Origin of the sequence: Micromonospora sicca (assembly GCF_003172935.1) — a bacterium.
In the GTDB taxonomy this organism is placed as follows: Bacteria; Actinomycetota; Actinomycetes; order Mycobacteriales; family Micromonosporaceae; genus Micromonospora; species Micromonospora sicca.
Map to the genome: position 1 here is coordinate 1 of NZ_QGKS01000262.1, position 22301 is coordinate 22301.

Genomic DNA, 22301 nt, shown 5'->3' on the forward strand with positions numbered 1-22301 from the left:
GGGCAACAGGTTCCGCCGGAACCTCCAGCCCCTTCCCGGAACGGGCCAGTACCTCAACGGTGAGCAGCAACGCCACGGCGGGCCATGCGGACACAACCCGGGCCACCGGGTGGGGGTCGGCAACCAGGACGTTGGCGGCCAGGGAAGCGGCTACGCCAACCAGGAACGCCAACCAGGCGGACCAGCGGGACCGCCTACCATCCCCGAGGGCCAGCGTGCTTACCAGGATCATTCCGTCTACCGACAGCGGCAGAACCGTTGCCAGGAACGGGGTTTGACCAGCCTTAAGGGCCAGGGTGCGCATGTGGTCGTAACTTCCGACGGCGGCAACGACGGTGACGGCCACGGTTCCGGCGATCGACGCCAGGCGACGGGCGTTCATCGTCCACCAGCCAGGGCCTCAGAGCGGCACGGGCCACAGTTGCCCCGAGGGCTGCCCCGGTGGCTGGGGCACTGCTCCGCCCTGTCAGCTACCGGCAGAGCGGCACCCCGCCGCTCCGGGTACCCGTACGGGGTGGTCTGCCGCTGCTGCGGCGGGTTGTTGTTCTTGGCTCCGGGGAGGAATCGACGGAGCGCGGTAGCGCGACCCTTCAACTTAGATTGATCTTCAATAGCTTTGTCCGCCACGTTGCCCCTGTCGGTGGCAGACCCGGGGCCCGGGTTGGCAGAGCCACCCGCCGGAATGGCAGACCCCGGGGCCGTGGGCGTCACAGCGTCCACAACCAGCCGGTAGACGTTGGAGGCGATACCGGCAACCTTGCTGACGACCAGGCGGCCAACGGCGACCAGCCGGGACAGCACGCGGTGAACGGTGCGGGGGGCTAACCCCGGAGTAGTCCGCGATGGTCTGGACCGAGGGCCACGCCTGACCCTCCCGGTTGGTGTGGGCAGCGATGGCGACCAACACAAGCCGTTCGTTGGGGCGGAGATCCTTGGACGCCAACAGGGCAGCCTTAACAGCCTGGCTCATCGGGCACCGCCACGGCCCCGGAAGGTCGCCAGCACGGCCCGCACGTCGGACGGGGTGAGCATGTCCCGGCGGGCCCAACCCGCCAGCAGGGCGGCAGCCTGGGCACGGCTACGGGGGCGGAACGGGGTGAGGGCTTCCACCGCCAGGGCGGCGGCAGGGGTTAGGGTTTGCATGTCGGGGTACCTCCCGGCCAGGGCCCCGGGCGGTTGCCAGACCGCGCCGGGGCCGTTCAGTTTGGGTGGCACCCCGGGTGGGGGTTGTGATCCCGTGTCCCCCGACGTCTCCGACGACGTGATGGCGGCCGTCGACGCCTGACCGTCGGTGCCGGCGCGCCCCCGGGTCGCGGTGGCGGGCCGGCACCGGACATCCCGCTGCGGCACTACGAAGCTGATGTCGTGAACGATTCACCGATGCGGCGCTGACCCGTGTCGTCCGCACGGCCGGCCGCGCGCCCGGTCCGGCGGCCGGTGATTCATCCACGACATCAGCTTCGTAGCGTCCGGGACAGGTGTCGCCGCCATCGGCCGACCCGCCCGAGGCGTCGGCGCCCCTATGGAGGGCGCTGAGGCCTCGGCGCAGCGGCGGGCCACCGCGTCGAAGGCCGCCCTGCGCCGCCGGCTGCCGTCGGGCCGAAACCGGGCTGACCGGCCGTGGCGCCCCACCGTACGCTGCCGGGATGCTCCTGCCCGATCTCCCGCTCCGCACCGACCGCCTCGACCTGCGGCTCTTCACCGCCGACGACTTCGCCGCCCTGCACGGGTACCAGTCCCGCTCCGACGTGACCCGCTACCTCTACTTCGGTCCGAACGACGAGGCCGCCAGCCGGGAGGCGCTGGCCCGCAAGCGCGCCCGCGTGGCGCTGCGCGAGCCGGGCGACGTGCTGAACCTGGCCATCGTGGTCCGGGCGACCGGCGAGCTGGTCGGCGACGTGCTACTCATCTGGACCAGTGCCGAGCACCGGCAGGGCGAGCTCGGATATGTGCTGCACCCCGACCACACCGGCCACGGGTACGCCACGGAGGCGGCCCGGGAGCTGCTGCGGCTCGGCTTCGACGGGCTCGGCCTGCACCGGATCGTCGGCCGGCTGGACGCCCGCAACGCCGCCTCGGCACGGGTGCTGACCCGGCTCGGCATGCGCCACGAGGCCCACCTGGTGCAGAACGAGTTCGTCAAGGGGGAGTGGGTCGACGAGGCGGTGTACGCGCTGCTGGCCCAGGAGTGGCGGGCCGGCCGGACCGCCGGCTGACCGGCCGGAATGAGGCCCAGTCAGGCGTGGTGGCGCCGGGCCTTCACGATGTTCTCGGCGACGTCCCAGACCGTGATCGCGGCGACCACCACGACCGTTACCCGGGCGACGGTGTCGAGGTGTCCGTCCGTGCGCAGCCAGTCGAACCGCCGCACCAGCTCCGGGTTGAGCAGCCGGTCGGTGAGCAGCAGGACGATGACCGGCACCGCGAACGCGAGGTCGAGGGCGGCGTTCACCGCTACGAGCGGCCAGGTCCACCGCCCGGCGCGGTACTTGGCGACCTCCAGCACCAGGCTGGCCACGAGCACGGCCGCGAGGAACGGCAGCCACGAGCTCCAGAGCGCCGGGTCGAGGAGCGGGATGCGGTCGCCGTCGGTGTCGGAGACCCAGGGCTGGAAGTGTTGCCAGGGCAGGAAGGCGAGGGTGAGCAGCAGCATCGCCACCGACGCGCAGGTGTCGGTGAGCCGGACGTCCCGCTCCGCCGGACCCTCCGGGAGTTGGTCGACGCTCCACTCGGGCAGGTTCAGCGAGGTGTCGGTCCGTTCCAGGACCGCGAAGCCCAAGGTGACCCAGAAGGCGATCTGCACCGCCGTCTGGAACGCGCTGGTAATGCCCACGCCGACCGCCCTGCCGCGGTCGTCGCCGACGGTCGCCTCGAGCACGCCCACCACGACGCCGACGGTGCCGGGCACGGTAGCCAGCATCAGCCGCAGCACCCGCTGCCAGACCAGGTAGTAGGTGGGGCCGATGAGCTGGAGCCGACGGTCGGCGTACCGGGCGGCAAGCCGCTCCGGCTGGCCCAGCTCGGTGAGCACCTCGCGCTCGGCGGCCTCGGCGTCCTGCCCGGCGCCGGTCCGGTCGTCGATCATGTCCTCGATGGCGGCGCGCAGCTCGGAGGAGATCTCGGCACGGCGGGGCGCCGGCACCGCCCGCAGAGTGGCGGCGAGGTAGCGGTCGGTCAGGGAACTCATCGGTGGTCTCCTTCGATCAGCCCGGCGACGGAGGTCTGCACGGCGGCGAGGTCGTCGAGGAGGCGGGCCAGCACCGTCTCCCCCTCGTCACTGGTGCGGTAGAACTTGCGCGGCCGGCTCTCCTCGGTGTTCCACTCGCTGGTCAGCAGCCCCTGCTCCTCCAGCCGCCGGAGCAGGGGATAGAGCGTGTTGGCGTCGACCGGAAAGCCGTGCGCCGCGAGGTGTTGCAGCAGCGCGTAGCCGTAGTCGGGGCGGCGCAGGGCGACCAGGCTCGCCACCACCGCCGTGCCGCGGCGCAACTCCTGAAGATGGGTCCGCAGGATCTCCTCGCTCACCACGACTCACACGATACTGTGTGCAACACAACAATGTATAGCGCAACATCGTTGTGTTGCGGCGGGTCGACCCGGGAGATCCACACCACCCTGACGGTGATCTGCCCGCGCGGCTGCTGGAGGTGCCTCTCGGGGCGGGGATAGGGTGGGCCGACCGACTTCTCACCACCCACGAAGCCGACCCGGGGGGCGCCACGCATGGGCGATTCGTTCGCGCATCTGCACGTGCACACTGAGTACTCGATGCTCGACGGGGCGGCCCGGCTCAAGGACCTGTTCGCCGAGGCCAACCGGCTCGGCATGCCGGCGGTGGCGATCACCGACCACGGCAACATGCACGGCGCGAACGACTTCTACAAGCAGGCGATGGCCGCCGGGATCACGCCGATCCTCGGCGTCGAGGCGTACGTGGCGCCGGAGTCGCGCTTCCACAAGGCGCGGGTCAAGTGGGGCCGGCCGGAGCAGAAGAGCGACGACATCTCCGGCAACGGCGCGATCACCCACAAGACCATGTGGGCGCGCAACGCCACCGGCCTGAAGAACCTGTTCACGCTGAACTCGCGCGCCTCCATGGAGGGTCACTACGTCAAGTGGCCCCGGATGGACATGGAGCTGATCGCCGAGCACGCCGAGGGCATCATGGCCACCACCGGCTGCCCCTCCGGTGCCGTGCAGACCCGGCTGCGGCTGGGCCAGTTCGACGAGGCGCTCAAGGTCGCCGCCAGCTACCAGGACATCTTCGGCAAGGAGAACTACTTCCTGGAGATCATGGACCACGGCCTCGACATCGAGCGCCGGGTCCGGGACGGGCTCACCGAGATCGCCCGCAAGCTCGACATCCCGCCGGTGGTCACCAACGACTCGCACTACACCCACGAGGCGCAGGCCGAGGCGCACGACGTGCTGCTCTGCGTGCAGACCGGCAGCAACATCTCCGACCCGAACCGGTTCCGCTTCGAGGGCGGCGGCTACTTCATCAAGTCAGCCGAGCAGATGCGCGCGGTCGACTCCTCGGAACTGTGGCAGCAGGGCTGCCGCAACACCCTGCTGGTCGCCGAGAAGGTCGACCCGACCGGGATGTTCGAATTCCACAACCTGATGCCCCGCTTCCCGGTGCCGGAGGGGGAGACCGAGGAGTCCTGGTTCCGCAAGGAGACCTTCGCCGGGTTGGCCCGCCGCTACCCGGGTGGCATCCCGGAAGGGCACATCGTCCAGGCGGAGTACGAGCTGGGCGTCATCAACCAGATGGGCTTCCCCTCGTACTTCCTCGTGGTCGCCGACTTCATCCAGTGGGCGAAGAGCCAGGGCATCGCCGTCGGTCCGGGCCGTGGCTCGGCCGCCGGCTCGCTCGTCGCGTACGCCCTCGGCATCACCGACCTCGACCCGATCCCGCACGGCCTGATCTTCGAGCGGTTCCTCAACCCCGAGCGCGTGTCCATGCCGGATGTCGACATCGACTTCGACGAGCGTCGGCGCGGCGAGGTGATCAAGTACGTCACCGACAAGTGGGGCGAGGACAAGGTGGCCCAGATCGCCACCTTCGGCACGATCAAGGCCAAGGCCGCGATCAAGGACTCGGCCCGGGTGCTCGGATTCCCGTACGCGGTGGGCGACCGGATCACCAAGGCGATGCCGCCGGCGGTGATGGGCAAGGACATCCCGCTCACCGGCATCTTCGACCCCAAGCACCCGCGGTACGCCGAGGCCGGCGAGATCCGGGGCCTCTACGAGTCGGATCCGGACGTGCGCAAGGTGATCGACACCGCCAAGGGCATCGAGGGGCTGATCCGGCAGACGGGTGTGCACGCCGCCGGCGTGATCATGTCCGCCGAGCCGATCATCGAGCACATCCCGCTGATGCGCCGGGACGCCGACGGGGCGATCATCACCCAGTTCGACTACCCGACGTGCGAGTCCCTCGGGCTGTTGAAGATGGACTTCCTCGGCCTGCGCAATCTGACCATCATCGACGACGCGGTCAAGAACATCGAGCTCAACCACGGCAAGCAGCTGGACCTGCTGTCCCTGCCGCTGGACGACAAGGCGGCCTACGAGCTGTTGGCCCGGGGCGACACGCTCGGCGTGTTCCAGCTCGACGGCGGGCCGATGCGCTCGCTGCTGCGGCTGATGAAGCCGGACAACTTCGAGGACATCTCCGCAGTCCTGGCGCTCTACCGGCCCGGCCCGATGGGCGTCGACTCGCACACCAACTACGCGCTGCGCAAGAACGGCCAGCAGGAGATCACCCCGATCCATCCGGAGCTGGAGGAGCCGCTCCAGGAGATCCTCGCCCCCACCTACGGCCTGATCGTCTATCAGGAGCAGGTGCAGCGGGCCGCGCAGATCCTCGCCGGCTACACCCTCGGCCAAGCCGACCTGCTGCGCCGGGCGATGGGCAAGAAGAAGAAGGAGATCCTCGACAAGGAGTTCATCCCGTTCCGGGACGGCTGCCGTGAGCGCGGCTACTCCGACGAGGCGATCCAGGCGGTGTGGGACGTCCTGGTGCCGTTCGCCGGCTACGCCTTCAACAAGGCGCACTCGGCCGCCTACGGGCTGGTCTCGTACTGGACCGCGTACCTGAAGGCCCACTACCCGGCCGAGTACATGGCCGGGCTGCTCACCTCGGTCGGTGACGACAAGGACAAGATGGCGCTCTACCTGTCGGAGTGCCGGCGGATGGGCATCCAGGTCCTGCCGCCCGACGTGAACACCTCGGCCGGCCCGTTCACCCCGGTCGGCAAGGACATCCGCTTCGGCCTGGCCGCGATCCGCAACGTCGGCGCGAACGTGGTCGCCTCGATCATGCGGTGCCGCGAGGAGAAGGGCGAGTACGCCGACTTCTACGACTTCCTGTCCAAGGTGGACGCGGTGGTCTGCAACAAGAAGACCATCGAATCGCTGATCAAGGCCGGCGCGTTCGACTCGATGGGGCACCCCCGCAAGGGCCTGCTCGCCGTGCACGCCGACGCCATCGACGCGTACGCCGACGTCAAGCGCAAGGAGGCGGTCGGCCAGTACGACCTCTTCGGCGCCGGCTTCGGCGAGGCGGACACCGGCGGCAGCACCACGGTCATGCCGACCATCGGCGACGGTGAGTGGGACAAGCGGGACAAACTGGCCTTCGAGCGGGAGATGCTCGGCCTGTACGTCTCCGACCACCCGCTCTTCGGCCTGGAGCACGTCCTCGGCTCGGCCGCGGACACCACGATCGCCGCGCTCGCCGAGGAGGGCGGGGTGCCCGACGGGGCGGTGGTCACCCTCGCCGGCATCCTCTCCGGCGTGCAGCGCCGGGTCACCAAGCAGGGCCGGGCCTGGGCCTCGGCGACCCTGGAGGACCTGGCCGGCGGGGTGGAGACGTTCTTCTTCCCGAACACCTACGAGGTGATCGGGCAGTACATCGCCGAGGACGCGATCGTGGTGGTCAAGGGGCGGGTGGACCGCCGCGACGACACGCCGCGGATCATGGCGATGGACATGTCCATGCCGGACATCAGCAGCAACCCGGCGAACAAGCCGGTCACCCTCACCATTCCGGTGCACCGGTGCACGCCGCCGCTGGTGGAACGGCTCAAGGAGACCCTGGTGCTGCACCCGGGCGACACCGAGGTGCACGTCAAGCTGCTCAACGGCGGCAAGGTGACCACCCTGCGGCTCGGACCGTTCCGGGTGGCGGCCACCACCGCGTTGATGGGCGACCTGAAGAGCGTCCTCGGCCCCACCAACGTCAGTTGATCACCCCCCAACGCGGCGGTCAGACCGGCCGGTACTCCACCTCCGGCCGGCCGGGGGTGCCGTAGCGGGGGGTACGTGCCGCGCGTTCGACGGTGACCAGGTATTCCAGGTAGCGGCGGGCGGTCACCCGGGAGATGCCGGTCTGCTGGCTCACCTCGGTCGCCGACCGGCCCGACCCGGGTGAGATGGCGGCCAGCACCCGATTCAGCGTCTGCTCGTCCAGCCCCTTGGGCAGCGTGTGCTGCGCCGCGCCGCGCAGGGTGGCGAACATCCGGTCCACCTCGTGCTGGGCGGCGACCTCGCCGTCGGCGAGCGCCTGGCGGCGGTAGTCGGCGTACCGCTCCAGCTTGTCGCGGAAGGCGGCGAAGGTGAACGGCTTGAGCAGGTAGTGGGTCACCCCGAGGGAGACGGCGGTGCGGACCACCGCCAGGTCCCGGGCCGAGGTCACCGCGAGCACGTCGACGCTGCTGCCCGCCGCCCGCAGGGCCCGGCAGACGTCCAGGCCGTGCAGGTCGGGCAGCCGGAAGTCCAGCAGTACGAGGTCCACGTCCGTGCCGGCCCGATGCCGCAGCGCCGCCATCGCCTCCCGCGCGGTGTGCGCCACCCCGACCACCACGAAGCCGGGCACCCGCTCGGTGTACGCCTTGTGCGCCTCTGCCAGCAGCGGCTCGTCCTCCACCACCAGCACCCGGATGTCGGTCACGATCGGCCCTCCGGGATCGGCAGCCGGACCGTGAACACGGTCCCGCCGCCGTCGGCGGCGGCCACGTCGCAGCGGCCACCGTGGCGCCGGATCACCTGCCCGACCAGCGCCAGGCCCAGGCCGCGGCCGGCGCTCTTGGTCGACCAGCCGCGCCGGAACGCGTCCGCGACCCGGTCGGGGTCCAGCCCCGGTCCGTTGTCGCCGACCCGGACGACGATGTCGTCGTCGACGGTGCCGACGAAGACGCGTACCCGGCGCGGCGGGTCGGTGCCGGCCACCGCCTCGAGCGCGTTGTCGACCAGGTTGCCGACGACGGTGAGCAGGTCGGCGGCGGGCAGGGGGCTGTCGTCGAGCCGGCAGTCCGGTTCGATCACCAGGTCCACGCCGCGCTCGCCGGCCCGCGCCGACTTGCCGAGCAGCAGGGCGGCCAGCGCCGGCTCGGTCACCGCGCCGACCACCCGGTCCGTGAGCTGCTGGGCCAGCGCGAGGTCGCGGGTGGCCAGCTGCACGGCCTCGTCGGCGCGGCCCAGCTCCACCAGGGTCAGCACGGTGTGCAGCCGATTGGCCGACTCGTGGGTCTGGGCCTGCAGGGCCTCGGTCAGCGCGCGTACCGAGTCCAGCTCGCTGGCCAGGTTGCGCAGCTCGGTCTGGTCGCGCAGGGTCAGCACGGTGCCGAGCGGGGCGCCCTCGAACCGGGTGGTCCGCTGGTTGGCCACCAGGACCCGGTCACCGGCCAGCACCGGCTCGTCGTGCGCGTCCCGCCCGGAGGCCAGCAGCTCGGCCACCGCGGGTGGGAGGTCGATCCCGGCCACCGGCCGGTCGGTCACCGACGCGTCCTCGTCCAGCCCGAGCAACCGGCGGCCCTCGTCGTTGACCAGCGCCACCCGCCGGTCGGTGGTCAGCACCACCAGTCCCTCCCGTACCGAGTGCAGGACCGCGTCGTAGTACTCGTACATCCGGCTCATCTGGGCCGGCCCGAGGCCGTGGGTCTGCCGGCGGAGCCGGCGGCTGAGCAACCAGGAGCCGGTGGCGGCCAGGGCGAGCGCGGGGGCGGCGGCGCCGAGCAGCACCGGCAGCTGGGCGAGCAGCTTGCGGTTGATCGCCCTGGTGGTGATGCCGGCGGAGACCAGGCCGATGATCCGGCGGTCGTCGCCGTAAACCGGGACCACCGCGCGTACCGACTCGCCGAGCGTGCCGACGTTGGTGGTGGTGAACGGCCGACCGGCGAGGGCGGGTCCGATGTCGCCGATGAACGGCTGCCCGATCAGGCTGGGGTTGCGGTGCGAGTAGCGGGTCCGGTCGGGGGCCATCACCACCACGAAGTCCGTTCCCGTCGCCACCCGGATCGACTCCGCGTACGGCTGGAGGGTGGCAGCCGGGTCGGCTGAGGTCAGGGCGGCGCGGACGTCGGGGGAGCGGGCCACGGTGTGCGCCACGGCGAGCACCTCCTCCTTCGCCGCCTGCCGGGAGTCGCTGCGGGCGAGCCAGACCGCGCCCGCCGCCCCGGCGAGCACGAGCAGCGTCACCACCACCGCCTGGAGGGCGAACAGCTGTCCCGCGATGCTCCACTGGCGTCGGGCCACGTTCACCTCCTCCTCGCGCTCGGCTTCCGCCCGCAAGTGTGGCGCACCGGTCAGGTTCCGATTTCGGCCCCGAGTCACCCGGGTGAACAGAATGAACGCAAGGCTGCCTTATGTTGAGACGCGCTTCACATTGTGGGCATGGACACCACCACACCCACCCCCGTGGCCGCCCGGCCCGTCCGCCGGGACCGGACCCGTTACCTCTACCTGGCGGTCATCCTGGCCGTCGCCGCCGGCATCGTGGTCGGCCTCGCGGCCCCGGAGTTCGGCAAGGAACTGAAGCCCCTCGGTACCGGATTCGTCAACCTGATCAAGATGATGATCGGACCGGTCATCTTCTGCACGATCGTCCTCGGCGTCGGATCCGTGCGTCAGGCTGCCAAGGTCGGCAAGGTCGGCGGTCTCGCCCTCGGCTACTTCCTGGTCATGTCCACCGTCGCGCTGGCCATCGGCCTGGTGGTCGGCAACCTCATCCATCCCGGCGCCGGCCTGAACCTGGGCCCCGACCTGGCGGGCGCGGGCAAGGCCGCCGCCGGTGACGAGAGCGGCGGGACGGTCGACTTCCTGCTCGGGATCATCCCGACCACCCTCTTCTCCGCCCTGACCGAGGGGGAGGTGCTCCAGACGCTGCTGGTCGCGCTGCTGTTCGGCTTCGCCGTGCAGGCCCTCGGCACGCGTGGTGAGCCCGTGCTGCGGGCGGTGGGCCTGCTCCAACGCCTCGTCTTCAAGGTGCTGGCGATGATCATGTGGGTCGCCCCGATCGGCGCGTTCGGGGCGATCGCCGCGCTGGTCGGCGCGACCGGCGTGGACGCGTTGAAGAGCCTGGCGCAGGTCATGTTCGGCTTCTACGCCACCTGCGTGGTCTTCGTCTTCGTGGTGCTCGGCGCGCTGCTCTGGTTCGTGGCCCGCATCTCGATCTTCAAGCTCTTCGCCTACCTCGGCCGGGAGTTCCTGCTGATCCTGTCGACCTCGTCGTCGGAGTCGGCGCTGCCCCGGCTGATCGCCAAGATGGAGCACGTCGGGGTCGGCAGGTCGGTCGTGGGCATCACGGTGCCGACCGGGTACTCGTTCAACCTGGACGGCACCGCGATCTACCTGACCATGGCGTCGCTGTTCATCGCCGACGCGCTGGGCAAGCCGCTGTCGATCGGCGAGCAGATCTCGCTGCTGCTGTTCATGGTCATCGCCTCGAAGGGTGCCGCCGGGGTCACCGGCGCCGGCCTGGCCACCCTGGCCGGCGGGTTGCAGTCGCACCGGCCGGACCTGGTCGACGGCGTGGGGCTGATCGTTGGCATCGACCGGTTCATGTCCGAGGCCCGGGCGCTGACCAATTTCGCCGGCAACGCGGTCGCCACCGTGCTGGTCGGCACCTGGACCGGCGAGTTCGACCGCGACCAGGCCGAGGCGGTGCTCAGCGGCCGGCGCCCGTTCGACGAGTCGACCATGCTCGACGACGAGCCGGCCGAGGCCGGGCCCGCCGACGACGAGTCGGGCCCGCGACAGTCGACGCTGGCGGGGGCGTCGTCCTGACCCGGCCGGTCGAGGACGGCCGTGCCGTCCGGGGGTGCGCCGGAGTCTTCCGGTGCGCCTCCGGGGGCGCCATCTCCCGCACCACCGGCCCACCCCGGTCGACCCGCCGGTCGAACACGGCCCAGCGCCGCCTCCGGGACCGGTCTGACCGCTCGGGCGCGGGCCGCGGGGTGTCGATTGGCCGTTCCGGCCGGCGACGGGCCTCACTAGCGTCGGCGCCATGGAGCTGGAAGAGGCGCAGAAACTGTGGCAGCCCGAGCCGGGCTGGCTGAACACCGCCAGCTACGGGCTGCCGCCCGAGCCGGCCTGGACGGCACTGCAGGAGGCCCTGGCGGACTGGCGGGTGGGGCGGATCTCCTGGGAGGTGTGGGGCGAGTCCGTCGACCGGTCCCGGGCCGCGTTCGCCGCCCTGGTCGGGGTGGCGGCGGCGGACGTGGCGATCGGCAGCACGGCGTCGCAGCTGCTCGCCCCGGTGGCGGCCGCCCTGCCGCCGGGCGCCACGGTGGTGGTCCCGGAGGTCGAGTTCACCTCGAACCTCTTTCCCTGGTTGGTGCAGGAGCAGCGGGGCGTCACCGTACGCACGGTCCCGCTGGCCGGCCTCGTCGACGCCATCGACGCCGACACCGACCTGGTCGCGTTCAGCCTGGTGCAGTCGGCCGACGGCGCGGTCGCCCCGTACGACGAGATCGTCGCCGCGGCCCGCGCGCACGGCGCCCTCGTCGCGGTGGACGCCACCCAGGCCTGCGGCTGGCTGCCCTTCGACGCGGGCCGGGCCGACGTGGTGGCGGTCGCGGCGTACAAGTGGCTGATGGCGCCGCGTGGGGCGGCCTTCGCCTACCTGGCCCCGGCGCTGCGCGACCGGCTGCGGCCCGACGCCGCCGGTTGGTACGCGGGCGCCGACCCCCACGCCTCCTACTACGGTCCGCCGCTGCGGCTGGCCGACGACGCCCGGCGCTTCGACATCTCCCCGGCCTGGTTCTCCTACGTGGGGGCGGCGCCCGCGCTGGAGCTGCTCGCCGAGATCGGGCTGCCCGCGGTCCGCGACCACGACGTCGCCCTGGCCAACCGGTTCCTCGCCGGCCTCGGCCGACCCGCGGGCGACAGCGCGATCGTGACCGTCGAGGTGCCCGGGGCGGAGGAGAGGCTGGCGCGGGCCGGGGTGCGGGCGGCGGTCCGCGCCGGCCGGGTGCGGGCCGCCTTCCACCTCTACTGCACTCAGGAGGACGTCGACCTCGCGCTCGACGCGCTGACGAGCTGAGGAGCTGAGTGGGCTCCCGCCCCGGGACCGGGCGGGAGCACCCACTCAGGCCAGGTGGCCGCCGATCTTCGTGTACCCGCGCAGCAGGTCGCGGGAGATGATCAGCCGCTGCATCTCGTCGGTGCCCTCGAAGATCCGGTAGAGCCGCACCTGCCGGTACCAGCGCTCGATCGGCAGCTCCCGGGTGTAGCCCATGCCGCCGTGGATCTGGAGCACCCGGTCCACCACCCGGTTGACCATGCCGGCGCCGTAGAGCTTGCCCATCGAGGAGGCGTGCCGGGGGTCCAGGCCCTGGTCGACCGTCCAGGCGGAGCGCAGCACCAGCCAGCGGGCCGCCTCCAGCTCGGTCTCCGAGTCGGCGATCATCCACTGGATGGCCTGGTTGGTGCCGATCTTCGCGCCGAAGGTCTCCCGGGTGTTGGCCTGGTCGATCGCCATCTGCAGGGCCCGCTCGGCGATGCCGATGGCGTGCGAGGGGATGGTGTAGCGCCCCTTGCCGATCCACTGCATGCCCAGCGCGAAGCCCTGCCCGACCTCGCCGAGGATGTTGCGGTGCGGCACCCGGACGCCGTCGAAGATCAGCGAGGCCGGCCCGCCCTCGCCCATGGTCTGGATGAACTCCGAGCGCCAGCCCATCGCCCGGTCCACCAGGAACGCGGTGGCGCCGCCGTTGCGGGCGCCCTTCTCCCGGTCGGTCACCGCCACCACGATGGCGAAGTCGGCGTCGTTGCCTCCTGTGATGAAGGTCTTCTCGCCGTCGAGGATCCAGTAGTCGCCGTCCCGCCGGGCCGACAGCCGGATGTTGGCCGCGTCGGAGCCGGCGCCCGGCTCGGTGATCGCGAAGCAGGAGATCCGTTCCCCCTCGATGGTGGGGATGAGGAACTCCCGCTTCTGCTCCTCGGTGGCGTGGAACAGGATGTTGTCCGCCTCACCGCCGAAGCGGAACGGCACGAAGGTGCGGCCCAGCTCGGTCCAGATCAGCGACTGCATGACCGCGGGCAGGTCCATCCCGCCGTACTCCTCCGGGGTGGCCAGCCCCCAGAAACCGAACTTCTTCGCCTTGAGCTGGAGTTCCCGCAGCTCGGAGCGGTCGAGGCCGGGTCGGTGGGCCCGCTCGCGGCGGAGCACCTCCTGCTCCAGCGGCATCACCTCGCGGGTGATGAACGACCGGACGGTGTCCCGGACCGCCCGTTCCTCGTCGGTGAGTGAGAAGTCCACGGTGGTCCCCCTGGCAATGGCGCGGTGATGGGTCGCCCTCAAACTAGCGGTGTAAGTTTTAGTCCGTCCAGCCCCCACCTCCCACCCGCCGGCGGACGGCCTGCTCCCGGCGGCGCGGCTAGGCTGCACGGGGACCGCCGGCGAACCGGCCACGCCCACGAGGGAGAGACACCGGTGCCCCGACCCCGACAGGCTCTGCTCACCCGGGACCGGATCGTGGCCACGGCGCTCGCGCTGATCGACGCGGACGGACTCGCCGCCCTCTCCACCCGGCGGCTGGCCGCCGCGCTCGGCGTCCAGGGCCCGTCGCTCTACAACCACTTCGCGACCAAGGACGCCATTCTCGACGCGGTGGCGGACAGCGTCACCGCCACCGTGGACACCGGATTCTTCGCCCGGCTCGACTGGCGGGCGGCGCTGCGCCGGTGGGCCTGGTCGTACCGGGAGGCACTTGCCGCCCACCCGAACGTGGTGCCGTACCTGGCGCAGGGGCCCGGTCGGCGACCGGCCGCGCTGGCCATGGCCGACGCGGTCTACGGCGGCCTGGTCCGGGCCGGCTGGCCGCCCGCCCGCGCCACCCACATCGGCGCGGCGCTGCGCTACTTCGTCGCCGGTTCGGCGCTCGGCTCGTTCGCCCGGGGCTTCGTCGAGGACCCGGAGCTTTACGCCGCGCACTACCCGCACCTGACCCAGGCGCACCGGCTCGCCGGGCACCAGCGCAGCGTCGACGAGGGCGCCTTCGCCCTCGGCCTCGACGCGCTGCTGCACGGGCTGGCCGCCGAGTACGAACGGACGGTCGGGCCGCTCGCCCCGCTGGAGCCGATCGAGCCTTCGGGGTAGCGTCCAAACTCCCAGCGCTAGTTTCCCGCCCCCCACGAAGGACGACATGGATCTCGCCGCCGCGCCGCCCGCCCTCCTGGTCCGTCGCCACCTGCACGTCGCCGGCGAGTGGGTCGACCCCGCCGGGAATGACGCCATCCCCGTCGAGAACCCCGCCACCGGCGAGATCGTCGGGCAGGTCCCCGCCGGCACCCCGGCCGACGTCGACCGGGCCGTGGCCGCCGCCCGGGCCGCCTTCCCCGGCTGGGCGGCCACCGCCCCCGCCGAGCGGGCCGCCCACCTGGACCGGCTGCACACCGCCCTGGCCGCGCGCGCCGACGAGATCGCCCGGACCGTCGCCTGGGAGCTGGGCACCCCGCTCAAGCTCGCCGCCCGGGTGCAGACCGGCCTGCCGCTGACCGTGCTGCGCGGCATGGTCGACCTGGCCGCCCGGCCAGCCCCCGAGGAGACCGTCGGGAACTCCCTGGTGGTCCGCGAACCGGTCGGCGTGGTCGGCGCGATCACCCCGTGGAACTACCCGCTGCACCAGGTCGTCGCCAAGGTCGCCCCCGCCCTGGCCGCCGGCTGCACGGTGGTGCTCAAACCCAGCGAGCTGACCCCGCTGACGGCGTACCTGCTCTTCGACGCGGTCACCGAGGCCGGACTCCCGCCCGGGGTGGTCAACCTGGTCCCGGGCACCGGCCCGGTGGCGGGTGAGGCCCTCGCCGCCCACCCGGACGTGGACCTGGTCTCGTTCACCGGCTCCACCGCCACCGGCCGCCGGATCGCCCACCTGGCCGCCGACCGGATCGCCCGGGTCGCCCTGGAGCTCGGCGGCAAGTCGGCCAACCTGATCCTCGCCGACGCCGACCTGGCCACCGCCGTGAAGGTCGGGGTCGGCAACGCCTTCCTCAACTCCGGGCAGACCTGCACCGCCTGGACCCGGATGATGGTCCACCGCGACCGGTACAACGAGGCGCTCGACCTGATCGCGGCGGCCGCCGGGGCGTACCGGCCGGGGGACCCGTTCGACCCGGCGACCCGGCTGGGCCCGCTGGTCTCCGCCGCCCAGGCCGAGCGGGTCCGCGGGCACGTCGACCGGGCCCTGGCCGACGGGGCGCGGCTGCTCGCCGGCGGCCCGGACGCCCCGCTCCCGCCCCGCGGCCACTTCGTCGCCCCCACCGTCTTCGCCGACGTACACCCGGACAGCGCGCTCGCCCAGGAGGAGGTCTTCGGCCCGGTCCTCGCCGTCATCCCGTTCGCCGACACCGACGAGGCGGTGGCCATCGCCAACAACTCCCGGTACGGGCTGGCCGGCGCGGTCTGGTCCGCGGACGAGGAGGCGGCCCTCGCGGTCGCCCGGCGGCTGCGGACCGGCCAGGTCGACGTGAACGGCGGCGCGTTCAACCCGCTCGCCCCCTTCGGCGGCTACCAGCAGTCCGGCCTCGGCCGGGAGTTGGGCGCGTACGGCGTCGACGAGTTCCGCGAGATCAAGGCGATCCAGCGATGAGGGCGCTGGTCGCCCGCGGCCCCGGCGCGCCGCTGCGCGTCGAGGAGGTACGCCTCCCCGCGCCCGGCCCCGGCGAGCTGCGCGTCCGGATCCGGGCCGCCGGCATCTGCCACTCCGACCTGTCCATGGTGAACGGCACGCTGGCGCCCGCGTACCCGCTGGTGCTCGGGCACGAGGCGGCCGGCGTGGTCGCCGAGGCCGGCCCCGGCACCCGGCTGCCGGTCGGCACCCCGGTGGTGCTCAACTGGGCGCCCGCCTGCCGGGACTGCTGGTTCTGCCGGCACGGCGAGCCGTGGCTCTGCGCCGCAAACACGGCGCCCGCGACGGCCCGCGGCGAGACCGCGGACGGCGACCGGCTGCACGTCACCCTCGGGCTCGGCGCCCTCGCCGAGGAGGTGGTGGTGCCGGAGCACGCCGCCGTCGCGGTCCCCGCCGGGCTTCCGCCCGAGCAGGCCGCGCTGCTCGGCTGCGCGGTGCTCACCGGCACCGGCGCGGTCCGCAACACCGCCCGGGTGGCCGCCGGCGAGTCGGTCGCGGTGATCGGCCTCGGCGGGGTCGGGCTCGCCGTGCTCACCGCCGCCCGGGCCGCGGGCGCGACGCCGATCCTCGCGGTGGACGTCGCCGAGGCCAAGCGCGAGCTGGCCCTGGCCGCCGGCGCCACCGACTTCCTCCGCTCCGACGACCAGCTGTCGAAGGAGGTACGCGCGCGCACCGAGGGCCGGGGCGTCGACCACGCCTTCGAGTGCGTCGGCCGGTCCGCCACCATCCGGGCGGCCTGGCGGATCACCCGGCGCGGGGGAGCGGTAACCGTGGTCGGCATGGGCGCGAAGGACGACCTGGTCAGCCTCGCCGCCCTGGACATCTTCCACTCCGCGCGCACGCTGCGCTCCTCGGTGTACGGCTCCTCCGACCCGGACCGGGAGGTGCCCGAGCTGGCCCGGTCGCTCGGCGACGGCACGCTGGACCTGCGCCCGCTGGTCAGCGGCACCATCGGACTGGACGAGGCGCCGGCCGCGTTCGACCGGCTGGCCCGCGGCGAGGGAGCCCGCTGGGTGGTCACCTTCCCGGACTGACGCCGTCCTCGGGCCGACGCTCGATCAGCGTGGCGCAGCCGTCGAGGAGCCGGCGCAGGCCGAACTCGAAGACGGTCTCCAGGTCGAGCTCCACGTCGCCCTCGGCGGTCAGCGCCGCCATGGTCGAGAAGCCGCCGGCGGCGATCATCTGCCGGAGGGTGGCCTCCTGGCGGTCCACCCACTGGTCGTCGGTGAGCCCGGTGTCCTGCTCGGCCTGCGCCCTCATCTCCAGGTTGGTGGCGATGCCTCGGACGTACGCGATCAGGGTGATCGCGACGTGCCAGCGCAGCTGCCGGTCCAGGCCCAGGCCGGAGGTGGCCCGCAACGCCCACTCGGTGTGCGCCATGCCGTGCGGCATCATCTGCGGGCGGGCGATCGAGATGACGTGCGGCAGCCAGCGGTGCCGCCGGTAGGTCGCCCACTGCGCCCGGGCGAGCAGCTCCAGTCGGGCGCGCCACCCGGCCGGCTGCACCGCCGGCAGCGGCGCGTCGGCCAGCGCCACGTCGGCCATCGTGAGGATCAGCTCGTCCCGGCCGCGCACGTGCCGGTACAGGGACATGGTGGCGACGTCCAGGTCGGCGGCGATCTGCCGCATGGAGACCGCCGGCAGGCCGCCCGCATCGGCGAGTGCGATCGCGGAACGGACCACCCGCTCCCGGCTCAGCTCCGGCTCCGCCCGCTCGGCGGCGCGTCGCGTCCCGTGCGTCTCGGTGCGGCCGGGAGCGACGACGGTGCCCGCCCCTGGTCGGGTCAGGACCAGCCCCTCGGCGCGCAGCAGGGCGAGGACCTTGGTGGCGGTGGCGATCGCGACCCCGTGCTCGCGGGTGATCCGCCGGGCGGAGGGCACGGGATCCCCGGGCCGCAGCTCCCCGAGGTCGATCCGGCGGCGGATCTCCGCGGCGATCCGCCGGTACGGCGGCTCCGACCCGGGCGCTGTGCGGGGCATGGCGACACCTCCGCGCGGAGCGTACTAGTACGACCGGCGACGGAACCCGCCTGCCGGGGGCACCGTACTAGTTCGCGGCGAGCGCGGCACCGCGGCGGAACCTACCGTTCACCGCGCGGAGGCACCCCCTCCGACCGGGTCCGGCGCCGCCGGGCCGACGGTGTACGCACGATCGTTGGGAGCGCCACGGTGGACGACCGGACCGTGCTCATCTCCGGGGCCGGCATCGCCGGCCCCGCCCTCGCCTACTGGCTGCGCCGGTACGGCTTCCACCCGACGGTGGTGGAGCGCTCCGCCGGCCCGCGCCCCGGCGGCCAGGCCGTCGACGTGCGGGGGACCGCCCGCGAGGTGGTCGACCGGATGGGGTTGACCGCGCGGGTCCGCGCCGAGTGCGTCGCGGAGCGCGGAATGGCCTACGTGGACGCCCGCGGCGAGGTGACCTGCCGGATGCCGGTGCACGCCTTCGACGGCGAGGGCATCGTCGCGGAGATCGAGATCGAGCGGGGCGACCTGGCCCGGCTGCTGTACTCCGAGACCCGCGACGGGGTGGAGTACCTCTTCGACGACTCGATCGAGTCGCTGACCGAGACCGGCGACGGGGTGCGGGTCACCTTCGAACGCTCCGCCCCGCGCACCGTCGGCCTGGTGGTGGGGGCCGACGGGGTGCACTCCCGGACCCGGTCGCTGGCCTTCGGGCCGGAGTCGGCGTACGTCCGGCCGCTCGGGGCGTACCTGGCCTACTTCGGCACGCCGTACCCGGACGACGACGGCTGGTTCCTCATGCACAACGCCCCGGGCGGCCGGGTGGTCGGCACCCGCCCGACCCGGCACGGCCGGACCAGCGCGCTGTTCAGCTTCGTCTCCCCGCCGCTGGAGCTGGACCGGCGGGACGTCGCCGCCCAGCAGCGCCTCCTCGCCGAGCGCTTCGCCGACGTCGGCTGGCGTACCCGGGAACTGCTCGCCGTCATGGCCGACGCCCCCGACTTCTACTTCGACCTGTACGGGCAGGTGCGGACGGACCGGTGGAGCCGGGGCCGGGTGGCGCTGCTCGGCGACGCCGCCTGGTGCCCGTCCCCGCTGACGGGGCAGGGCACCAGCCTCTCCCTGGTCGGCGCGTACGTGCTGGCCGGCGAACTGGCTGCCGCCGGTGGCGATCACCCGGTCGCGTACCGGCGGTACGAGGAGGTGCTGCGGGCGCACGTCCAGCGGGGCCAGGAGCTGCCCGGCGGCGGGATCTCCGGTTTCCTGCCGGCCAGCCGGGCGGCCATCCGGCTGCGGGACGCGTCGATGCGGGCGATGACCTCCCGCCCGCTGCGCCGGCTCGCCACCCGGCTCTTCTTCAGCCAGGCCGAGGGTCTGGCCCTGCCGGAGTACGCCGCGACCGGGTGACCCGCGCTCCGGCCCGGGACCTCCGCGACCGGCGCGCAGTCAGGTGGCCGGGCCACATGGGAGCGCTCGCCCGGCCCGCCCACTCGCCACCGTCAATCCGCCGCGACCGGCCGTGGGGTGACGGACATGTCCGCCGACCCCGCCTCGACCGGCGGGAAAGTGTGGGGGACCGACATGGCTGGACTCGGCCGGTGCACCGTAGGTTTCCTCCACGCGACGGCCCTGTGACCACGGTCACCGACCCGGTCGTCGCCGGACACCTGCGGAGGATGTGGCGATGGCCGGGCAAGCGCTCCTGTCGGCCCGCGGGCTGACCCGCGACTTCCGGGGCTTCCGGGCGGTCGACGGCGTCGACCTGGACGTGGCGCCGGAGACCGTGCACGCCCTGGTGGGCCCGAACGGCGCCGGCAAGACCACGCTGTTCAACCTGCTCACCGGGTTCCTGCCGCCGACCGCCGGGCGGATCGAGCTGGCCGGCCGGGACGTCACCGGCCTACCGCCGGAGCGGGTCGCCCGGCTCGGCGTGGCCCGCTCGTTCCAGATCACCAGCCTCTTCCCGCAGCTCGGCGCCCGCGAGCACGTCGAGCTGGCGTTGCAGTCGTCGAGCGGGCTGGGCTGGCGGTTCTGGCGCTCGGCGAAGCTGATGGACCGCTACCGGGAACGCGCCGACGAACTGCTGGCCATGGTCGGCCTCGACGAACTGGCCGAGGCCCCCGCCGAGGCGCTCGCCTACGGGCGCAAGCGCGCCCTGGAGCTGGCCATCGCCCTCGCCCTGGACCCGAAGGTGCTGCTGCTCGACGAGCCCACCGCCGGGATGGGACTGGAGGACGTCGACCGCACCGTCGACCTGATCGCGAAGGTCCGCAAGGGCCGCACCGTGGTGATGGTCGAGCACAACATGAGCGTCGTCGGCCGGCTCGCCGACACCGTCACCGTCCTGCAGGCCGGCAAGGTCCTGGTCGAGGGCCCCTACGAGCAGGTCCGCGCCGACGAGCGGGTCATCACCGCCTACCTGGGAGCCGCTGATGCTGCGCATTGAGAACCTCTCCGCGTTCTACGGCGAGGCGCAGGTGCTGCGGGAGGTGAGCCTGGACGTCGCCGTCGGCAAGGTGGTCACCCTGGTCGGCCGCAACGGCGCCGGCAAGTCCACCCTGCTGCGCTGCGTGATGGGACTGCACCCCGGCCAGCGCGGCACGGTCACCCTGGACGGCCGGGACGTGACGCGGCTGCCGGCGTACAAGCGGGCGCGGCTGGGGCTCGGTTGGGTCCCCGACGACCGCGGCGCGTACGCCACCCTCACGGTCACCGAGAACCTGACGCTGCCGCCCCGGGTCGGCCCCGACCCGTGGCCCCTCGAGCGGGTCTACGAGGCGTTCCCCGCCCTGTACACCCGGCGCGACTCGGCGGCCACCATGCTCTCCGGCGGCGAGCAGCAGATGCTCGCCCTGGCCCGGGTGCTGCGGATGGGCGCCCGGCTGCTGCTCTGCGACGAGCCCACCGAGGGGCTCTCCCCACTGCTCGTGCAGCAGGTCGGCGACCTGCTGCGGGAGGCCAAGCAGCACGGGGTGACCGTGCTGCTGGTCGAACAGAACCTGCACTTCGCCACCGGCGTCGCCGACCGGCACTACCTGCTGGCCGAGGGACGCATCGCGGAGGCGATGGACAACTCCGAGGTCCGCTCGCGGGAGCGCGAGCTGCTGGCGTACCTCGGGATCTGAATCTTGACGGCTGACCCGCGCGGACCGCGCGGTACGAAAGGGATGGACATGCGTAGGAGCGTGGGTGTGGCCGCCGCCTCGGCGGCGGTGGTGCTGGTCGCCGGCTGCGGCGGCGGTGGGCCGGCCTCGGGCGGCGACGAGAAGCTGACCGGTGACAAGATCGTGCTGGGGGTCCTCAACGACCAGTCCGGGGCCTACTCGGAGCTGTCCGGCAAGAACTCGGTCAAGGCCGTGGAGATGGCCATCGCCGACTTCAAGGCCAAGTACGGCGACAAGGCGATCACCAAGGACATCACCGTGGAGACCGCCGACCACCAGAACAAGCCGGACGTGGCCAACAGCAAGGCCGCCGAGATGTACGACCGCAAGGGTGTCGACCTCATCCTCGACGTGCCGACCTCCTCGGCCGCCCTCAAGGTCGCCGACGTGGCGAAGGAGAAGAAGAAGCTCTACTTCAACATCGGCGCGGCGACCACCGACCTGACCGGCAAGAGCTGCAACAAGTACACGTTCCACTACGCGTACGACACGTACATGCTGGCCAACGGCACCGGGAAGACGACCACCGAGCAGGTCGGCAAGAACTGGTACATCCTCTACCCGAACTACGCCTTCGGTCAGGACATGGAGAAGAGCTTCTCCGCGGCGATCGCCCAGGCCGGCGGTCAGGTGGTCGGCAAGGACGGCGCGCCGTTCCCGAACACCACCGGGGACTACTCGTCGTTCCTGCTCAAGGCGCCCACCCTCAACCCGAAGCCGCAGGTGCTCGGCACCATGCAGGCCGGCGCCGAGCTGGTCAACGTGGTCAAGCAGTACAACGAGTTCAAGCTCCGGGACAAGGGCATCGGGCTGGCCGTGGGCCTGATGTTCATCACCGACATCCACTCGCTGACCCCGGCGGCGCTGGCCGGCACCACCTACACCGACGCCTGGTACTGGAACTTCGATCAGCAGAACCGGGCGTTCGCCGACCGGTTCCAGTCCGCGACCGGGACCCGGCCCTCGTTCGCCCACGCGGCCAACTACTCCGCGGCGATGCAGTACCTGGAGGCCGTGCAGGCCGCCGGCACCGACGACGCGGACACCGTGGTCAAGGGGCTGGAGGGCAAGGAGGTCAACGACGTCTTCCTGCGCAACGGCAAGATCCGCGCCGAGGACCACCGGGTCATCCACGACGCGTACCTGGCCCAGGTGAAGCCGCAGGCCGAGGTCACCGAGCCGTGGGACTACGTGAAGGTCCTCAAGACCATCCCGGCCGCCGAGGCGTTCCGCGCCCCGTCGGCCGACTGCAAGATGTGAC

The 22301-nt window shown here is 72.5% G+C and carries 20 protein-coding genes; 11 read left to right on the forward strand and 9 right to left on the reverse strand.

Annotated elements, in window-relative coordinates:
* The 3 genes from DKT69_RS20495 to DKT69_RS38425 all read right to left on the reverse strand — a co-directional run.
* Window positions 1–382: DUF2637 domain-containing protein (locus tag DKT69_RS20495; protein ID WP_146231160.1), on the reverse strand; the 382-nt coding region annotated here is incomplete at its 3' end.
* A gap of 225 nt (window positions 383–607) precedes the next feature.
* The gene (locus tag DKT69_RS41145; protein WP_109803140.1) at window positions 608–970 is read right to left on the reverse strand and encodes a helix-turn-helix domain-containing protein; all 363 of its coding nucleotides are present in this window, start codon (window positions 968–970) and stop codon (window positions 608–610) included.
* Window positions 967–1143 carry a hypothetical protein gene (locus DKT69_RS38425; RefSeq protein ID WP_161557908.1) on the reverse strand — a complete coding sequence of 59 codons (177 nt, stop codon included), beginning with the start codon at window positions 1141–1143 and terminating at the stop codon, window positions 967–969. Before DKT69_RS38425 ends, DKT69_RS41145 begins: the two co-directional genes overlap by 4 nt.
* Window positions 1144–1646: 503 nt before the next feature.
* Here DKT69_RS38425 and DKT69_RS20510 point away from each other — a divergent pair.
* The gene (locus tag DKT69_RS20510; RefSeq protein ID WP_109803142.1) at window positions 1647–2216 is read left to right on the forward strand and encodes a GNAT family N-acetyltransferase; all 570 of its coding nucleotides are present in this window, start codon (window positions 1647–1649) and stop codon (window positions 2214–2216) included.
* 20 nt (window positions 2217–2236) lie between these two features.
* On the opposite strand, the gene DKT69_RS20515 is transcribed toward DKT69_RS20510, so the two are convergent.
* Together DKT69_RS20515 and DKT69_RS20520 are read right to left on the reverse strand one after the other, a co-directional pair.
* Window positions 2237–3187, reverse strand: a complete 951-nt coding sequence (locus tag DKT69_RS20515; protein WP_109803143.1) for a permease prefix domain 1-containing protein — start codon at window positions 3185–3187, stop codon at window positions 2237–2239.
* Window positions 3184–3525: a PadR family transcriptional regulator gene (locus DKT69_RS20520; protein WP_109803144.1), complete on the reverse strand. Its 342-nt coding sequence runs from the start codon at window positions 3523–3525 to the stop codon at window positions 3184–3186. Before DKT69_RS20520 ends, DKT69_RS20515 begins: the two co-directional genes overlap by 4 nt.
* Before the next feature lie 195 nt (window positions 3526–3720).
* Here DKT69_RS20520 and dnaE point away from each other — a divergent pair, with 195 nt between their 5' ends.
* On the forward strand, window positions 3721–7254 hold the full coding sequence (gene dnaE / locus DKT69_RS20525; protein WP_109803145.1) for a DNA polymerase III subunit alpha: 3534 nt from the start codon (window positions 3721–3723) through the stop codon (window positions 7252–7254).
* Window positions 7255–7273: 19 nt separating this feature from the next.
* On the opposite strand, the gene DKT69_RS20530 is transcribed toward dnaE, so the two are convergent.
* Both DKT69_RS20530 and DKT69_RS20535 read right to left on the reverse strand, forming a co-directional pair.
* Entirely contained in the window at window positions 7274–7957 is a 684-nt protein-coding gene (locus DKT69_RS20530) for a response regulator (protein WP_109803146.1), read from the reverse strand.
* Window positions 7954–9576, reverse strand: coding sequence for an ATP-binding protein (locus DKT69_RS20535; protein WP_236648118.1), 1623 nt, complete (start codon window positions 9574–9576; stop codon window positions 7954–7956). The genes DKT69_RS20530 and DKT69_RS20535 overlap by 4 nt, the downstream gene beginning before the upstream one ends.
* Window positions 9577–9678: 102 nt before the next feature.
* Between DKT69_RS20535 and DKT69_RS20540 the strand changes: the two genes are divergently transcribed.
* Both DKT69_RS20540 and DKT69_RS20545 read left to right on the forward strand, forming a co-directional pair.
* Window positions 9679–11070: a cation:dicarboxylate symporter family transporter gene (locus tag DKT69_RS20540; protein WP_109803147.1), complete on the forward strand. Its 1392-nt coding sequence runs from the start codon at window positions 9679–9681 to the stop codon at window positions 11068–11070.
* Between the two features lie 220 nt (window positions 11071–11290).
* The gene (locus DKT69_RS20545; protein WP_109803148.1) at window positions 11291–12328 is read left to right on the forward strand and encodes an aminotransferase class V-fold PLP-dependent enzyme; all 1038 of its coding nucleotides are present in this window, start codon (window positions 11291–11293) and stop codon (window positions 12326–12328) included.
* A 45-nt stretch (window positions 12329–12373) separates the two neighbouring features.
* Here the strand turns inward: DKT69_RS20545 and DKT69_RS20550 are convergent, their stop codons facing one another.
* A complete protein-coding gene (locus DKT69_RS20550) occupies window positions 12374–13546 on the reverse strand; it encodes an acyl-CoA dehydrogenase family protein (protein WP_109803149.1) in 1173 nt (390 codons plus the stop codon).
* Window positions 13547–13720: 174 nt separating this feature from the next.
* Here DKT69_RS20550 and DKT69_RS20555 point away from each other — a divergent pair, with 174 nt between their 5' ends.
* The 3 genes from DKT69_RS20555 to DKT69_RS20565 are packed head-to-tail and all read left to right on the forward strand — an operon-like array spanning window position 13721 to window position 16948.
* Window positions 13721–14386: a TetR/AcrR family transcriptional regulator C-terminal domain-containing protein gene (locus DKT69_RS20555; RefSeq protein ID WP_109803150.1), complete on the forward strand. Its 666-nt coding sequence runs from the start codon at window positions 13721–13723 to the stop codon at window positions 14384–14386.
* A gap of 46 nt (window positions 14387–14432) precedes the next feature.
* On the forward strand, window positions 14433–15875 hold the full coding sequence (locus tag DKT69_RS20560; protein ID WP_109803151.1) for an aldehyde dehydrogenase family protein: 1443 nt from the start codon (window positions 14433–14435) through the stop codon (window positions 15873–15875).
* Window positions 15872–16948: an alcohol dehydrogenase catalytic domain-containing protein gene (locus DKT69_RS20565; RefSeq protein ID WP_109803152.1), complete on the forward strand. Its 1077-nt coding sequence runs from the start codon at window positions 15872–15874 to the stop codon at window positions 16946–16948. Before DKT69_RS20560 ends, DKT69_RS20565 begins: the two co-directional genes overlap by 4 nt.
* Here the strand turns inward: DKT69_RS20565 and DKT69_RS20570 are convergent.
* On the reverse strand, window positions 16932–17894 hold the full coding sequence (locus tag DKT69_RS20570) for a TetR/AcrR family transcriptional regulator C-terminal domain-containing protein (RefSeq protein WP_109803153.1): 963 nt from the start codon (window positions 17892–17894) through the stop codon (window positions 16932–16934). The genes DKT69_RS20565 and DKT69_RS20570 overlap by 17 nt on opposite strands.
* A 189-nt stretch (window positions 17895–18083) precedes the next feature.
* Between DKT69_RS20570 and DKT69_RS20575 the strand changes: the two genes are divergently transcribed.
* The 4 genes from DKT69_RS20575 (at window position 18084) to DKT69_RS20590 (ending at window position 22300) form a co-directional block, all read left to right on the forward strand.
* Window positions 18084–19283, forward strand: coding sequence for an FAD-dependent monooxygenase (locus DKT69_RS20575; protein ID WP_109803154.1), 1200 nt, complete (start codon window positions 18084–18086; stop codon window positions 19281–19283).
* 277 nt (window positions 19284–19560) lie between these two features.
* The gene (locus tag DKT69_RS20580; protein WP_109803155.1) at window positions 19561–20322 is read left to right on the forward strand and encodes an ABC transporter ATP-binding protein; all 762 of its coding nucleotides are present in this window, start codon (window positions 19561–19563) and stop codon (window positions 20320–20322) included.
* On the forward strand, window positions 20309–21001 hold the full coding sequence (locus tag DKT69_RS20585) for an ABC transporter ATP-binding protein (protein WP_109803156.1): 693 nt from the start codon (window positions 20309–20311) through the stop codon (window positions 20999–21001). Before DKT69_RS20580 ends, DKT69_RS20585 begins: the two co-directional genes overlap by 14 nt.
* 42 nt (window positions 21002–21043) lie before the next feature.
* Entirely contained in the window at window positions 21044–22300 is a 1257-nt protein-coding gene (locus tag DKT69_RS20590; RefSeq protein WP_109803157.1) for an ABC transporter substrate-binding protein, read from the forward strand.
* Window position 22301: the final 1 nt, after the last annotated feature.

What these genes read in the sequence shown, in the direction of transcription:
- DKT69_RS41145 (WP_109803140.1), bottom strand. Translation starts at nt 970, where the DNA reads ATGAGCCAGGCTGTTAAGGCTGCCCTGTTGGCGTCCAAGGATCTCCGC.
- DKT69_RS20565 (WP_109803152.1), top strand. Translation starts at nt 15,872, where the DNA reads ATGAGGGCGCTGGTCGCCCGCGGCCCCGGCGCGCCGCTGCGCGTCGAG.
- DKT69_RS20510 (WP_109803142.1), top strand. Translation starts at nt 1,647, where the DNA reads ATGCTCCTGCCCGATCTCCCGCTCCGCACCGACCGCCTCGACCTGCGG.
- DKT69_RS20545 (WP_109803148.1), top strand. Translation starts at nt 11,291, where the DNA reads ATGGAGCTGGAAGAGGCGCAGAAACTGTGGCAGCCCGAGCCGGGCTGG.
- DKT69_RS38425 (WP_161557908.1), bottom strand. Translation starts at nt 1,143, where the DNA reads ATGCAAACCCTAACCCCTGCCGCCGCCCTGGCGGTGGAAGCCCTCACC.
- DKT69_RS20585 (WP_109803156.1), top strand. Translation starts at nt 20,309, where the DNA reads ATGCTGCGCATTGAGAACCTCTCCGCGTTCTACGGCGAGGCGCAGGTG.
- DKT69_RS20540 (WP_109803147.1), top strand. Translation starts at nt 9,679, where the DNA reads ATGGACACCACCACACCCACCCCCGTGGCCGCCCGGCCCGTCCGCCGG.
- DKT69_RS20560 (WP_109803151.1), top strand. Translation starts at nt 14,433, where the DNA reads ATGGATCTCGCCGCCGCGCCGCCCGCCCTCCTGGTCCGTCGCCACCTG.
- DKT69_RS20590 (WP_109803157.1), top strand. Translation starts at nt 21,044, where the DNA reads ATGGACATGCGTAGGAGCGTGGGTGTGGCCGCCGCCTCGGCGGCGGTG.
- DKT69_RS20515 (WP_109803143.1), bottom strand. Translation starts at nt 3,187, where the DNA reads ATGAGTTCCCTGACCGACCGCTACCTCGCCGCCACTCTGCGGGCGGTG.
- dnaE (WP_109803145.1), top strand. Translation starts at nt 3,721, where the DNA reads ATGGGCGATTCGTTCGCGCATCTGCACGTGCACACTGAGTACTCGATG.
- DKT69_RS20580 (WP_109803155.1), top strand. Translation starts at nt 19,561, where the DNA reads ATGGCCGGGCAAGCGCTCCTGTCGGCCCGCGGGCTGACCCGCGACTTC.
- DKT69_RS20570 (WP_109803153.1), bottom strand. Translation starts at nt 17,894, where the DNA reads ATGCCCCGCACAGCGCCCGGGTCGGAGCCGCCGTACCGGCGGATCGCC.